The following is a 14,238-nucleotide window of genomic DNA, read 5'->3' on the forward strand; positions in this document are numbered from 1 at the left end:
CTTCATCTGCGAGGTTCTCGGTAAACGCCACCGCGGTATATTGGGCCCCCGCATCACTATGATGTATAATCCCCGTTAAATCGACTGTGCCAGAACGCTTCCGAACGTCGATGCCTGATTGATGGCATCGATCACCAGCTGCCGAGTCATCTCGGAAGCAGCTTTCCAGCCCACGACCTTGCGGGCGTACACATCAGTGACGAACGCCGTATACGCCCACCCCGCCCGGGTACGGCAATACGTGAAATCGGCTACCCAAAGCCGATTTGGCGCTGCCGCAGTGAACCGACGCTTGACCCGGTCCGGGGCCCTGGCCGCTGCAGGATCAGCGACGGTGGTCTTGACCCGGCGGCGTTTGAGGGCGCCCTGCCAGCCCATCTCGGCCATCAACCGCTCGACCTTGCAACGTGAAACGTCAACACCGGTGCTGCGCAACACAACCCACATCTTTCGGGCACCCAGAACCTTCATGAAGCGCGACCGACAGCGCAGCCGGTAGATCGCATCGATGCCTGCCAGCGCGTCGGCCTGATCCTGGCGCGAGGGACCGTTGCGGTGAACATGGTCGTAATACGTGGACGGGGCGATGGAAATGCCGTGCTCAGAAAGCACGGCACACATAGGCTCGACACCCCAGATAAGGCCATCCGCGCCTACCCGAAACCCCTGGTAGGCGCGGATGAACCGAACAACTACTGGTGTGGCCGGTCGAGCTCGGCCGCAAAAAAAGTCGACGCCGCCTTCAATATGAAATTGGCCCCGTTTAAGCTCAGCGTTCTCGCGCCGCAACTTGCGAACCACCTCGGATTCCTAGGTGGTCTGCCCGGCACGTTGACCTCGATTTACCTCGGCTTGGCGCACCCACTTGCGGACCGTCTCCGCACTACCGGTACCCAGGAGGTCAGCAACCCTGCGCATCGCTGCCCACTCGGTGCCGGCCTCGTCTCTCGAATCAAAAACCATCTGTACGGCGCGATCCTTCAACTCCTGCGGATACCGCCTTGACGTCCCTGCCACGGAAAACATCCTTCCCACAAAGGGAACTCTCCGGACACGCCGGGGTGGATCATCGAGGCTTAGTCCTCGACGATCGAGATGGCCTGCCGGGGACACTGTCGGACTGCTTCGCAGATGTGGTGTTCGTTCTCGGGTGTGACCTGGTTTTGAAGAATGTGTAGGTAATCATCGTCATCGAGATGGAAAACCTCCGGGATGATGCCCATACAGACCGCGTTGCCCTCACAGAGCGCTGGATCGACTACCACCGTCTTCATCGCAACACCCTAACGGGAACGTTGGACCACCCGGCCACATTTTGCATATGGACTCGTTTGCAGCCATCCCAGTCCACTTCATACCGAGGCATGAAGTCGAGGATCTTCTCCAACGCGATCGCGCTCTCCATGCGGGCAAGCGCGGCGCCGAGGCAACTGTGAATCCCGTACCCCAGGCCGAGGTTCTGTGCTTCGGTGCGGTCTCGGTCGATGTCGAACTTGTCGGGATCCGTCCATGCGTCCGGATCGCGATTGGCTGACCCGCCTATCAGGAAGACCGGCTTTCCCTCGGGGATCGTGGTTCCGTGCAGATCGATATCTCTCATCGACCGGCGCACGGTGTACTGTGCCGGAGCTTCCCAGCGCAGACACTCCTCCACCGCTGCCGGAATCTTGCTGCGATCGTCGAGTAGCTTCTGCCATTGGTCTGGATTACGAGCGAACAGCACTATGGCGTTGGCAACGAGTTTGGTCACCGTTTCGGCGCCCGCACCCCCGAGAAGCACAGCGAATCCAGCGATCTCGACGTCATTGAGTTGATCCATCGAACCATCGTCGCGCGTGATCTCGGCGGCGATGAGCTTACTGAACAAGTCGTCCCGTGGGTCGGCGCGCCGCTTCACCACCAGGTCGTAGTAATACATCAGGGCTTCAACGTTGATCTGCATCGCACGCTCGCTCATCTCCACCTGGCCGGGTTCGCGAGTAAGAGACTCGTCGATCCAGTGCCGGATCTGCTGGGCATCCTCCTCTGGTACGCCGAGCATGGTGGTGATCACCTCGACGGGGAAGGGGCCGGTGAACTCCTGCACCACATCGAACCCATACGGGTCGACGCCGTTGAGATACTTGTCGATCTTCTCGACCACCATTGGCTGCTGCGACTGGATCGCGCGGGGCGTGAACACCTTGTTCAACAAGCTCCGCATTTGACGATGGTCTGGCGGATCCATGAAGATGATCGACCTCAAACCTTCCGGGGCCCCGCCCCCCTTGACCATCGCCAGGTCGATGCCATACGCGGACGAGTAGGTCGCAAAGTCCGTGTACGCTGCCGCCACGTCCCGGTGGCGGGTGAGCGCGTAGAAGTCATGTTTCTCGTCGTAATACACCGGCGCTTCCTCGCGCATCCGGCGGTATGTGTTATATGCCCCGTTGAAAAATTCGTCGGAGAACGGATCGAACACTAACTTGGACTTTGTCACGGCGTCTTCCTTGTGGTTGGAAAAAACAGAAATTAATTTCGCATCGGATCCCTGGTGCCACATGCAGGCTGTGGGTCTCGGGCCCACGCATAAGGTCTCCAGCACCATCGCCGTAGCGCGCGGCGCGTCCACCCGGCCCGCCCCGATCATGCCGGCTCGGTCGGGCACCGGGTCGCGATCGGCCGTGGTTTCGGCACACGTTCGAAACTCCTACGCCGTGCCGGTCGATGGGTACGAGCTGAGCCGTGCCGCCCATCGCCAGTTCCGCTACGCATCAGTCGCCGCACGAAGGGCAACCTGACACAGCGCACGTTCTGAGTGTAAAGCCTCGTACTGGAGAAGCAAGAGCAGGTGTCGGCTCTACCGGCTGGGCACGGTTGTTTGCTGGGCGAGGGGCTGCGTCTGACCCGCCCGAGCGAAACCTGCTGTTGTGGGTGGACGAAAAGACGTAGATCCAAGCGCTCGACCGCACCCAGCCGATGTCCGCCTGCTGTCGACGACGCTGGCTCGGCCAAGCTGTCAAAACTCACCTCACGCAAGTGGTGCATGCCCCGCCGTGACGCCGCCGTCGATGACGAATTCCGAGCCCGTGCAGTATGCCGAGGCGTCGGAGGCGAGATAGGTCACTAGCTCGGCGATCTCATGCGACGTCCCGAGCCGCCGCAGCGGTACCGTCTTGGCGAGCGACTCGGCGAGTTCGTCGCCCATCGGCTCGCGCACCATCGCCGTGTCGATGTAGCCAGGATGGATCGAGTTCGCTCTAATGCCGTGTCGGGCGAGCTCGATCGCCGCCACCTTGGTCATGCCACGGACCGCGAATTTACTGGCCACATAGGCCGCCACGTAGGGCATGCCGATGAGTCCGTCGATCGAGGAGATGTTGATGATCGATCCGCCGCCGCGCGATTTCATCAACGGCGCTGCGCTGCACATACCGAGATAGACGCCGACCTGATTTACATCGATCACCTTCCTGTACTCATCGATGTCCCCGCCGATGATGGGGGTATACGCGGCGATTCCGGCATTGTTCACGAGCACATCGAGGCCGCCAAAAGCGCTAGTGGTGACGGCAATCGCAGCGTCCCAACTTGCGGGATTGGTGACATCGAGTTCGACGAACCGGCACGCGTCGCCAATCTCAGCGGCAAGTTCTTCCCCGGTATCTCGGCGGACATCGCCGATCACCACTTGTGCCCCCTCTGCAGCCAGCAAGCGCGCCTCCGCGGCTCCCTGCCCTCGGGAGCCGCCGGTGATCAGCACGACCTTGTCCTTGGCTCTAGCGTTCAATATGTGCTCCTTCCGTAAACGGCTGCATCGGGCAGCCGTGCCATCTCAATCATCAGTTGAACGCCGTCTTCAGGGAATTACAGGCGACAGCGATCGCCTCGTCCGCAGCTGGCAGCAAATCCAGCATCGACACAAAGCCATGGAACATGCCGTCGAACCGGCGAACGGTCGTCGGTACGCCGGCGTCGGCCAACTTGGCGCCGTATTCTTCACCCTCGTCTCGGAGAGGGTCGTGCTCGGCGGTGATGACGACGCATGGCGCCAGGCCGGAGAGATCACTCACTGCGAGCGGCACAGCCCGGGCGTCGCATCTTGCAATTCCCTTGGGATCGTAAAGATTCCAGAACCACTCCATGTCGGCCCGCTCCAGAACGAAGCCGGCGGCGTTATCGATCATCGATGGCCGATCGAGGCGGCGGTCGATGATCGGATAGATGAGAATCTGTTGGCGTAGCTCCACGCCGTGATCGCGGCACAGACGCGCTACCACGGCAGCGAGGTTGCCGCCTGCGCTATCGCCGGCAACGGCCAGCTGGCTGTGGTCAAGACCCCATTCGCTGATGCGATCGAAGACCCAGCGGGTGGCCGCCCACGCATCGTCGATGGCGGCCGGAAACGGGTGCTCAGGCGCCAGCCGGTAGTCGACGGCGACAACTGCCGCGCCGGTGTCGGCTGCCACGCGTCGGCACACCGAATCGTGGCTCTTCAACGAGCCGAGCGCCCAACCACCGCCGTGGAAGAACACGACCACCGGAAGGGATCCAGCCGCCGGACGATAGATGCGGACCGGCACGTCGCCAATGGGACACCGGGCGTCCTCGACGCTGTGCAACTTGGGCCCAAATCCCGGTGGCGCGGTGTTGTCCACCATCTGCCGCGCGCCTTCCAGCCCAATCTTTGCGAAGCCGGTGTAGCCATGCGCATTCATGGCTTCCACTAACTTTGCTGCATCCGGGGCGAGCGCCATCCCTGTTTCTCCCTCCGTATCACCGCCATGTTTGACGGCGAGCCGACCCGATGATACAAACATGCTTGAATTTGTAAATCAACCACGCACAATCCGAAGGTAAGACGGGCGGAAGATGTTCGATCCTTATGACACGACCGTGCAGGACGATCCCTACCCCATTTACAAGCGGCTACGACGTGAGGCGCCCGTGTACTGGAGTGAGCGAGGATTCTGGGTGCTGTCCCGATACGACGACATCTGGGCGGCTGTCCACGACCATGCCAGGTTCTCCTCAGCCCAGGGGATCGTTGCCGGCCAGAAGAGTTTCGGCCAAGACGAAGTCCCGATGATGATCATGATGGATCCGCCTCGTCATGATGAACTACGTCGACTTGTTTCAGGCGCTTTCGTGCCGAGGTTGATAAGAATCATGGAAGAGTCAGTCCGCGATATCGCCCGCGAGCTACTTGACGCGATGGAACCGGGGCACATCGACCTCGTATCTACGTATGCCGGGCCGCTGCCCGTAACTGTCATCGCCCACATGATCGGGGTGCCGTCAGAGGATAGGGATAGGTTCCGCGAATGGTCCGACGCGCTGGTGCGGACAAACCCTGACGACCCTTCCTCAACCAAGCGGGCGGTGAAGGGCTCGATGGAACTGCTCTCGTACTTCCCGCCGCTGATCGCCGAGCGCCGAAAGAAACCCGCCAACGACTTGATTTCTTTGATGGTGGCCGTTAATGAAGACGGCGCCCAACTTTCCGACGGCGAAATAACCGGGACCTGCTTTCTGTTGCTGACCGCGGGGAACGAGACGACCACGAACCTCATCGCCAACTTCGCCAACCTGCTCGGCACGCGGCCTGACCTCCGCAAGAAGATATCGGACGACCCCGAACTGATCGCCGCGGCAACTGAGGAGGTTCTGCGGCTGGAGTCACCGGTGCAGGGTCTCGCGCGCACTCTCACCGAGGATGTGACATTCGGCGGCGAGCGGTTTGAGGAAGGCCAGCAGGTATTGATGTTGTTCGCGTCAGCGAACCGGGACGAAGAAAAGTTCACCGACCCAGACGATTTCATCCTCGGGCGAAAAGAGCCGAACCTCGCGTTCGGGCACGGGGTGCACTACTGCCTCGGGGCGCACCTGGCTCGACTGGAATGCCGTATCGCGTTTGAGGAGCTGTTGGCCCGAGCCCCGGACTTTTCGGTGCTCGATGGGGCGCAGCGTGTGCCCTCGGCGCTGGTCAGGGGTTTTGAAGAGCTGCCGGTCGACTACCAGCCTGTAGGGACCAGTGCCGCTGCAAGGAGGACAAAATGACAAGAAAGCTGCGCTGCGCGGTTATCGGGGCCGGGATGGCCGGCATCTTGGCCGCCATCAAGTTGCGGGAAGATGATGTCGGCGATGTGGTCATCTTCGAAAAGGGTCAGACTTATGGAGGCACCTGGCGGGAAAACCACTATCCCGGGCTCGCGTGCGATGTTCCGTCGCACCTGTACAGCTACTCTTTTGCACCTAATCCAGAATGGAGTCGCCGCTTTTCGCCGGGACCCGAGATCAAGGAATACTTCGCGCGTGTAGCCCGGGATCACGGTCTGGACCCGATCACCCGTTTCGGCGAGGAGGTCGTGTCCTGTCGGTGGGAGGACGGCCGTTGGCACCTAGAGACACAGTTGGGTGACGCTGGCTACTTCGACCTCATCATGGCGGCTACCGGCGTGCTGCACCATCCCAACATTCCAGCGTTGCCGGGCCTCGAGACCTTCGAAGGCCAGTGGTTCCACTCGACCAAATGGAATCACGATGTACCCCTCGATGGCCGGAAAGTGGGCGTGATCGGAACCGGGTCGACCGCGATTCAAATCACTGGTGCGCTCGTCGACCGAGTGGAACACTATACGCTATTCCAGCGAACGCCACAGTGGATAGCGCCCCAGTCGAATGCGCCGTATAGCGACGAAGAGCGCGAGGCGTTCCGCAACGACCCGATGAAGATGCTGCGGAAGCGCGAAGAGTACGCCAAGATCTTCACCGAGGGTTTCGCGAATTCGCTGACCGATCCTGATTCGCCTGAGATGCACCTGATCGAGGACATGTGCCGTCAGCATCTCGAGAGTGCGGTCACCGATGAGGTTCTGAGAGAGCAGCTACGTCCCGATTACCGGGCGGGTTGCAAGCGGCTGGTGCTGTCCGGTGACTTCTACCCGGCGATTCAGCGACCCAACGCGTCTCTGGTTACGGCGAAGATCGACCACGTTGAGCCCGCGGGGGTGCGGACCGAGGACGGCGTCCTACATGAGCTCGATGTTCTTGTGCTGGCAACCGGCTTCCGGGTCGACCGATTCGTGCGCCCTATCCGCGTCTTGGGCGCCGATGGCTGCGACCTTGATGAGGTGTGGTCCAAGCATCCGACGGCATACGTTTCTGTGTCGGTTCCTGGTTTCCCGAACTTCTTCATGCTCAATGGTCCGAACGGGCCCGTCGGCAACTTTTCGCTCATCGACGTCGCAGAGATCCAGATGAGCTATGTGATGCAACTCGTCGACGAGATCCGCCGCCAGCCGAGCGGGGGACTGGCCGCGACGCGTACTTCGACCGACGAGTTTGAGCGAGCACGGCGGGAAGCGGCACGTACGACGATATGGATGACCGGCTGCAACAGCTGGTACCTCGACGACGAGGGCGTGCCGGCGACGTGGCCTTGGACATTCGACCACTTTCGCAAGACGCTCTCATCGCCCGACCTGGAGCACTACGAACATCCAGGTGCCTGATGGGGCTGACCGCGGACGCCGTCCCGTTACGTCGACTGGAGGGGCGGACCGTGCTCGTCACAGGCGCGGCAATGGGTATAGGCGCGGCGGTATGCCGACGCCTCCTGGACGAGGGGGCGCGGGTAGCTGCACTCGATCGCGACCAATCTGCCCTTGAGGACATGGCCAATCACGGGCGCGGCAACGACGATTCGATTGTGCTGTTGAATGCGGACGTAACATCCGAACCGGATGTCGCTGCGGCCGTCGGGGCGGCGGTTGGAAGGTTCGGTGACTTGCGAGGGGTTGTCCACTGCGCGGCGATCATGCCTCCAGAGGACCTAGTCCCCATTCACCGCGCGGACCTCGACACCTTCAATCGTGTGATCAGCGTCAACCTCGCCGGCACTTTTCTGGTGGTGAAGCACACAATCACCTCTCTTGCCCGGCAGGGTGGTTCGCTGGTCACGTTCAGCTCGATCGCAGCGCTGAGGAACGGAGGCGGTATTGGCTACGCGGCCAGTAAGGGGGGTGTCATAAGCCTCACTCGGACCGTGGCAGCCAACTGGGGACGCAAAGGTGTCCGGGCGAATGTGGTGTGTCCAGGTGGTGTTGAGACACCGATGACCGAGGAGATGTTCGCCCGTCCTGAAGTGCTGGAGGTGTTGAACCGATCCTCATCTCTCGGCAGGGTTGCGCAGCCGGAGGAGCTGGCGGCGACTGTTGCATTCCTTGTCAGCGACGACTCTTCGTATCTCACCGGAGCGACGTTGGTCGTGGACGGCGGCGGATCCGTTGTGTGAACCGCTCTCGAAGAGACATGGTGCCGGAAAGCGACGGCAGACGGCTGATACAACAAGCAGATTCGATGTTCCGGAGAATGGGGTTGACAAATGATTCAGGAACTGGGGGCTGCGGGTGCCGGCGGTATAACCACCCGCCGGTTGTCGGGATGGCCGGTCAGAGCTATGGCCGTCGTCGGCTTGACGGCTGCGGTTGCGGCCGTGTACCGCCTGCGACACACGTCCCGTCCCGGCTACACCAGCCCTGAGGCGAACGGCGCGGAACATTCTGATCCCGCGGTTGCGGTTTCCTTAGACCTGCGTACACGGGCGCTAATGCTTGCAGCTCGGGTCCTGCCGACGCCGGTGCTTGTCCGGCTCAGTGGTCTGGTGGCAAGGTTTTCGTCACCCCAACAGGACTCCACCACCCCCGCGGGTAGAGAGATTGCGCACGATGGCTGACGCTGCAGAGGTAAGTTTCGAGTCGCGGATGCTCATACGCGGCGAGCTGGTCGAGGGTCAGGCTGGGACCTTCCCCGTGATAAATCCGGCGACTGAGGAAGTGCTAGGTGAGGTTGCCGACGCCTCAAACCACGATATGCACCGCGCCATCGACGCGGCGCGGTGGGCCTTCGACGAGACGGACTGGTCGACCGATCAGACGTTGCGCAAACGTTGCCTGCAGCAACTCCAGGAGGCATTGGAGACTGAGCGGGAGGTTCTGCGTCGCGAGTTGGTACTCGAGGCGGGCTGCCCCCTGGCGGTCACATACGGCGCGCAGCTGGACGCTCCCTTGGCCGACGCGCTGCCCTACCCGGTCAAGCTGATCGATGAATACCCGTGGGAGCTTGACCTAGAAGACGAGTTCGTTTCCCTTACCGGTCAACTGACCTCTCGCAAGATCTGGCGTGAGCCGCTCGGTGTGGTGGGGGCGATCGTGCCGTGGAACTTCCCGTTCGAGGTGACCATCCACAAACTGGCCCAAGCGCTGGCGACGGGAAACACCGTTGTCCTAAAGCCTGCGCCGGACACTCCGTTCAACGCGACGCGGATTGGGCGGCTGGTCGCCGAGGCTACGGACATCCCGCCAGGTGTCCTCAATGTTGTCACGGCGGCTGATCACTTGGTCGGCGAAGAACTCACGCTCTCGCCGAAGGTGGATGCCATCTCATTCACGGGTTCGACGTTGGTCGGGAAGCGGATTATGGAGAAGGGCGCAGCCACGATGAAGCGCCTTTTTCTCGAGCTTGGCGGCAAGTCGGCGACGATTGTGTTGGAGGATGCGGACATGATCGGCGCCTGTGCGATGGGCATCGCCCCATGCCTGCACGCCGGTCAGGGCTGTGCAATGTCGACGCGGATGCTACTGCCTCGGTCTCGCTACTCGGAGGGCATCGGCTTCCTCAAGGGCATCTATGAGAACGTACATCCAGGTGACCCACAGGACCCGGCGACGCTATGCGGTCCGGTGATTTCGGAGAAGCAGCGAAACCGCATCCTGGGCTACATCGAGAAGGGTGTCGAGGAGGGTGCGACGCTACTCGTCGGCGGTACCGACGCGCCGGAGGGCTTCGACAAGGGATTCTGGGTCAGGCCCACGCTTTTCGTCGACGTCGACAACGCGATGACGATCGCTCAGGAGGAAATCTTCGGCCCAGTGCTGGTGGTCATCCCATACGACGACGAAGCCGATGCCATCCGAATCGCTAACGACAGCATGTACGGATTGGCCGGCAATGTGATGTCGGCCTCAGTGGAGCGTGCGCTTGCCGTGGCGCGTCAGCTGCGTGCAGGGTTCATCGGCGTGAATGGCACTGCACCATACGGTGCCGACACGCCGTTCGGCGGGTACAAGGCGAGCGGGATAGGCCGCCAAAATGGCGTAGCCGGGTTCGACCAATACACCCAGATCAAGTCCGTCGGGTACCCAGCCGGCTGAAGAACCTTCGCAATGCGGACGGGCATGCAAGATATGAGAGTCGAAAGAGGAGACGATATGGGAAGATTGGCGGGCAAGGTCGTACTGATCAGCGGTGCGGCACGCGGGCAGGGCAGATCGCACGCCCGAATGTTGGCGGCAGAGGGTGCCGACATCATCGCACTCGATCTGTGCGAAGACATCGAAACCAACGAGTACCCACTGGCGAGACCAGAGGATCTCGATGAGACGGCGCGGCTGGTCGAAAAGGAGGGGTGCAGCGCCTTTACCGCGATCGTCGACGTTCGCGACCGAGTCGCGCTTGCGGATGCGGTCGATCGGGGCGTAGCAGAACTCGGGCACCTCGACGTCGTGGTCGCCAACGCTGGGATCGCGCCGCTGACAGCCGGCTTACCGATGCAAGCGTTCGTCGACGCGGTCGATGTCGACCTAGTCGGTGTCCTTAACCTCGTGCATGTCAGCCTCAAGCACCTGCAGGAGGGAGCCTCGATAATCGCGACGGGATCGCTTGCAGCGTTCCTGGCCTCGCTGATGTCGTCGATGGATGCCGGCGGCATGCAAGCCGGTGCAGGCGGCGCTGGCTACGCATTTGCGAAGCAGGTCGTAGCACACTACGTCAACGATCTTGCGTTGCAGCTCGCACCAAAGAACATCCGGGTGAACGCGATTCATCCGAGCAACTGCAACACCGACATGCTGCACAGTCGGCCAATGTACAAGGCATTCCGGCCGGATCTGCAAGAGCCAACGCGTGAAGATGCCGAGTTGTCGTTCCCCGTCTTGCACGCGATGCCAATTCCTTACGTCGAACCGGAGGACGTCAGCGAGGTCGTGGTGTTTCTTGCTTCGGACGCTTCCCGGTACATCACCGGCCAGCAAATCCGTGTGGACGCTGGTGGCTTCCTGAAGGTCAAGCCCTGGTCAGGACCCTAAAAGCGGTGATTGGGGCAGGAACCGGCCGTGCGGTCTGATCAGTTGTCAATACCTAAATCAAGATCCGGTCAAGCGGACACCTTCGGCAGGTTGTCAGGGACCGGTTCGTCCAGGGTTCGATGAGCATGCCGGTTTGGAACCCGGCGCCGGCACGGACCCGGTGCGGCCAGTTGTGGTGCGGTACCGCGCGACTTGGATTGACTGTGGGCCATGGCGATGCTCTGGCGCGTGAGACCCGGCCTCTTAGTGATCTTGCTGCGATTCGTATGGTCGAGAAGGCCGACTCGATGGATTGTGTATCAGATGAGTCAATATGGGAGTCACCCGATACACATTGCCGCGCTGAAACACAAGCCAGGCGAGGTGTTCTCGCTGGAAGGGTCTGCGAGCCGACATGGATATGACAGGCCCGGCTGCTGAATCAAGAGGCGCCCGATGGGCCTGGGGCTTCGTCGATCCGCGGACAGCTGGGCGGCGTGCGTGCCAGCCACTTCGGGTGCCGGTCATAAGTCGTCAGCCGCACCACTCGGATAGGGGAAACCATGCTGGGTGATGTGACTGTCGACCGCAGACGGCGCCGTGCCAAGGCCACCGTGGCTCTGGAGCCACCGAGACTTGGCCTGCTCGCGTCATCCGTGATGTCCAAACAGGCACGCACACAAGACTTACCGTGCCTAGCTGTACGTCGCCGATGCGCCTGCAGCCGGTTGCTCCCCGACGCGCTGCAAAGGGCCTTTGGTGCGGATACCGCGATGTGCCGCGCGGACCCTGTGTCGGCTGCGCAGAAACGCCAAGCGCCGGCGCAATCCAATGGTCGAGCACCGCTGCGAGGGCTCCGCTATGGCAACAATCATCGGCTTAGCGGGACTCAACTCGTCGATTCAACTCTGTAGGAGGTCCACATTCATGGCTGAGTCCATCGTCACCGTCGCTAATGAGACTGCGGCCGAGGACATCTCATTCGGTCGACAGCTCACTTTGCGCGCGGTGTCCGACCCAAACGGCGTGGCGTTAACTGTGGTACGACGTGATGGCAGCGAGATATCGCTGACGTCCGCTGCCTTGGAATGCGCTTCCAATCAGTGGGGACGCACTCTGGCAGAGAATTCGTTGACCGCTGGAGGAAGGGTTGTGCTTGCCCTGCCCAACTCCGTGGAAGTCGTGCTGGCTACGCTAGCCTGCTGGAAGGTCGGCGCGATACCCATACCTATGCGATGGGACCTTCCTCATTGGGAGCGGGAGCGACTCCTGGAAGTCATCGAACCCACCCTCGTGATCGATGAAGTCAATTGCGCGACTTATGCCCAAGCGGCAGCGCATCAGTCTCATGATCCGCTGCCCGACGTGGTCTCGCCGGCCATCAATGGAATTTGCAGCAGTGGGTCGACCGGGCTTCCAAAGATAATCCTCACCGATCATCGCGCCCTGTTTACCCCCCGCCATAAGGAACCGTTTATCACACACTGGGTTGAAGTCCCGCGACCGCAGACGATTCTGGTGCCTGGGCCGATGTATCACACCAACGGATTCAATGCACTAAACTATCTGCTTGGCGGCGACCGCCTCGTTATCCTGGAGAAGTTTGACGCGTCGGTCGTGCTCGACACCATCGAGACACATCAAATCTCGACGTTCACCGCGACACCGACCATGCTTTCCCGCATCGCCGACATTCCCGAGGTCGACCAGCGGGATCTTTCCAGTATTCAATGGATACTCCAAGGAGCAGCGGTCATGCCAGAAACGCTGCTACGCCGGTGGTTTGAGTTGCTCAGTCCCGAAAAGATTGTCATGGCCTACGGGATGACGGAGAATCTAGGGCTTACCGCCCTGCGTGGCGATGATTGGCTCGATCATCCAGGAAGTGTCGGCAGGGGCTTCCGTGACACTGAGATCCGCATCCTGGACGACCGGGGCAAACCAGTTCCCGCCGGAGATCTGGGCGAAGTTTACATGCGGGCTCCCATGACGGACGGTTACCGCTATCTCGGTGGCGCCGCGCCGCTGCCGACCACCACCGAGGGATTCACTTCCGCCGGCGATATGGGGTACCTCGACGCCGACGGCTACCTTTACATTGTCGACCGGCGTACCGACATGATCGTCACTGGCGGCGCCAACGTCTTCCCCGCCGAGGTGGAATCGGCGCTAATTGATCACGAGAGCGTCGCCGATGTTGTGGTTATCGGCCTGTCAGACCCGAAATGGGGTCGTCGCGTGCATGCGGTAGTTCAGCCCACTGACACCGCCGACCCGCCGTCAGAACAGGCGGTGATCGAGTACGCCAAACGCAAGCTCGCCGGATACAAGGTGCCCAAGACCGTCGAATTTGTTGACCAGATTCCTCGAACCGCGGCGACCAAGGTCAACCGGTCGGCGATGGCACGGGCGCGCTGCGGCTAATCAGCCGCGGTTGGAAGGGTAAGGAATTGGTGCAGTGGTACGATCTGGGGAGAAGGAAAGTCGCGACGAATACTGATGAGATATTGTGTCGCCGCTCGGTTGGGTCCAGGCATAGGGCCGCAGTTGTAGTCCGGGCCAGATCAAATCTGTTGTCGCGGAGCGTGTCTGGGAGAGGGCTGAAACAAGACAACAGTCTCTCTCACGTGCTCACAGTCAACAATCCACCGGCCCCCGTACAACCACGGGCGCCCTCCAGGCACCAAGCTGCTCGCCGTACTCACTGGCAACACACACGCAACGGGTCACCGAACCACCCTTCAGCGTCGACACGGACCGGCCCGCGGCACAACCATCCACCCAGCCGAGCAGTCGGCTCAATTTTCATTCCCCACTCCAGAGCGCAGCTCCCCTGGCAGCTGCTCGCGGGAAGAAGTGTCGCCGCCCTCGACGAAATCCCTTGGCTTCAAACCTGACTGCATGAGTTCTTCTCGCCGGGCCTGCACATCGGAGGCTGTGCCGACCATGTTCGTCAGGATGTGACTCACCTGAAGGTGCACCCGCATGCCCATCAGCTCCCAGGCCCGGGTATGTGTGCTCAAACTGCGGCGACGTCGGTTGCGCTGCCCCGAGCACGGTGTGCTGGCCGAGTCAGTGCCGTTCGCGCGGCCGGGATCGGGGTTCACCCGCGACTTCGAGGACCTTGCGGTCT

Annotated in this window: 10 protein-coding genes and 2 pseudogenes; 6 read left to right on the plus strand and 6 right to left on the minus strand. The window is 61.3% G+C overall.

The window, feature by feature from the left end; all coding sequences use genetic code 11:
- From WA944_RS11090 to WA944_RS11110, 5 genes and pseudogenes are all read right to left on the minus strand, one after another.
- A pseudogene (locus WA944_RS11090) lies at nucleotides 1–918 on the minus strand (IS3 family transposase); the annotation flags it as partial.
- Nucleotides 919–1,076: 158 nt separating this feature from the next.
- Nucleotides 1,077–1,274 carry a ferredoxin gene (locus WA944_RS11095; protein WP_526371914.1) on the minus strand — a complete coding sequence of 66 codons (198 nt, stop codon included), beginning with the start codon at nucleotides 1,272–1,274 and terminating at the stop codon, nucleotides 1,077–1,079.
- Nucleotides 1,271–2,479: a cytochrome P450 gene (locus tag WA944_RS11100; RefSeq protein WP_526609714.1), complete on the minus strand. Its 1,209-nt coding sequence runs from the start codon at nucleotides 2,477–2,479 to the stop codon at nucleotides 1,271–1,273. Before WA944_RS11100 ends, WA944_RS11095 begins: the two co-directional genes overlap by 4 nt.
- 531 nt (nucleotides 2,480–3,010) lie before the next feature.
- Nucleotides 3,011–3,769: a glucose 1-dehydrogenase gene (locus tag WA944_RS11105; RefSeq protein ID WP_526371916.1), complete on the minus strand. Its 759-nt coding sequence runs from the start codon at nucleotides 3,767–3,769 to the stop codon at nucleotides 3,011–3,013.
- Between the two features lie 52 nt (nucleotides 3,770–3,821).
- Nucleotides 3,822–4,736, minus strand: coding sequence for an alpha/beta hydrolase (locus WA944_RS11110; RefSeq protein WP_526371918.1), 915 nt, complete (start codon nucleotides 4,734–4,736; stop codon nucleotides 3,822–3,824).
- Between the two features lie 115 nt (nucleotides 4,737–4,851).
- On the opposite strand from WA944_RS11110, the gene WA944_RS11115 reads away from it, so the two are divergent.
- The 6 genes from WA944_RS11115 to WA944_RS11140 all read left to right on the plus strand — a co-directional run bounded on the left by WA944_RS11115 (nucleotide 4,852) and on the right by WA944_RS11140 (nucleotide 13,529).
- On the plus strand, nucleotides 4,852–6,039 hold the full coding sequence (locus WA944_RS11115; RefSeq protein ID WP_526646931.1) for a cytochrome P450: 1,188 nt from the start codon (nucleotides 4,852–4,854) through the stop codon (nucleotides 6,037–6,039).
- Nucleotides 6,036–7,493, plus strand: a complete 1,458-nt coding sequence (locus WA944_RS11120; RefSeq protein WP_526609711.1) for a flavin-containing monooxygenase — start codon at nucleotides 6,036–6,038, stop codon at nucleotides 7,491–7,493. The genes WA944_RS11115 and WA944_RS11120 overlap by 4 nt, the downstream gene beginning before the upstream one ends.
- A complete protein-coding gene (locus WA944_RS11125; RefSeq protein ID WP_526371924.1) occupies nucleotides 7,493–8,275 on the plus strand; it encodes an SDR family NAD(P)-dependent oxidoreductase in 783 nt (260 codons plus the stop codon). The genes WA944_RS11120 and WA944_RS11125 overlap by 1 nt, the downstream gene beginning before the upstream one ends.
- A gap of 433 nt (nucleotides 8,276–8,708) precedes the next feature.
- Entirely contained in the window at nucleotides 8,709–10,193 is a 1,485-nt protein-coding gene (locus tag WA944_RS11130) for an aldehyde dehydrogenase family protein (RefSeq protein WP_526371926.1), read from the plus strand.
- 57 nt (nucleotides 10,194–10,250) lie between these two features.
- On the plus strand, nucleotides 10,251–11,126 hold the full coding sequence (locus WA944_RS11135) for a mycofactocin-coupled SDR family oxidoreductase (protein WP_526371928.1): 876 nt from the start codon (nucleotides 10,251–10,253) through the stop codon (nucleotides 11,124–11,126).
- Between the two features lie 906 nt (nucleotides 11,127–12,032).
- Entirely contained in the window at nucleotides 12,033–13,529 is a 1,497-nt protein-coding gene (locus WA944_RS11140) for a class I adenylate-forming enzyme family protein (RefSeq protein WP_526371930.1), read from the plus strand.
- Nucleotides 13,530–13,903: 374 nt separating this feature from the next.
- Here the strand turns inward: WA944_RS11140 and WA944_RS11145 are convergent.
- Nucleotides 13,904–14,113, minus strand: a pseudogene (locus tag WA944_RS11145) (hypothetical protein); the annotation flags it as partial.
- Nucleotides 14,114–14,238: the final 125 nt, after the last annotated feature.

Origin of the sequence: Mycobacterium sp. (assembly GCF_049683355.1) — a bacterium.
In the GTDB taxonomy this organism is placed as follows: Bacteria; Actinomycetota; Actinomycetes; order Mycobacteriales; family Mycobacteriaceae; genus Mycobacterium.

Coding starts and splice junctions, on each gene's coding strand:
- WA944_RS11095 (WP_526371914.1), bottom strand. CDS start 1,274: ATGAAGACGGTGGTAGTCGATCCAGCGCTCTGTGAGGGCAACGCGGTC.
- WA944_RS11110 (WP_526371918.1), bottom strand. CDS start 4,736: ATGGCGCTCGCCCCGGATGCAGCAAAGTTAGTGGAAGCCATGAATGCG.
- WA944_RS11115 (WP_526646931.1), top strand. CDS start 4,852: ATGTTCGATCCTTATGACACGACCGTGCAGGACGATCCCTACCCCATT.
- WA944_RS11120 (WP_526609711.1), top strand. CDS start 6,036: ATGACAAGAAAGCTGCGCTGCGCGGTTATCGGGGCCGGGATGGCCGGC.
- WA944_RS11125 (WP_526371924.1), top strand. CDS start 7,493: ATGGGGCTGACCGCGGACGCCGTCCCGTTACGTCGACTGGAGGGGCGG.
- WA944_RS11130 (WP_526371926.1), top strand. CDS start 8,709: ATGGCTGACGCTGCAGAGGTAAGTTTCGAGTCGCGGATGCTCATACGC.
- WA944_RS11135 (WP_526371928.1), top strand. CDS start 10,251: ATGGGAAGATTGGCGGGCAAGGTCGTACTGATCAGCGGTGCGGCACGC.
- WA944_RS11140 (WP_526371930.1), top strand. CDS start 12,033: ATGGCTGAGTCCATCGTCACCGTCGCTAATGAGACTGCGGCCGAGGAC.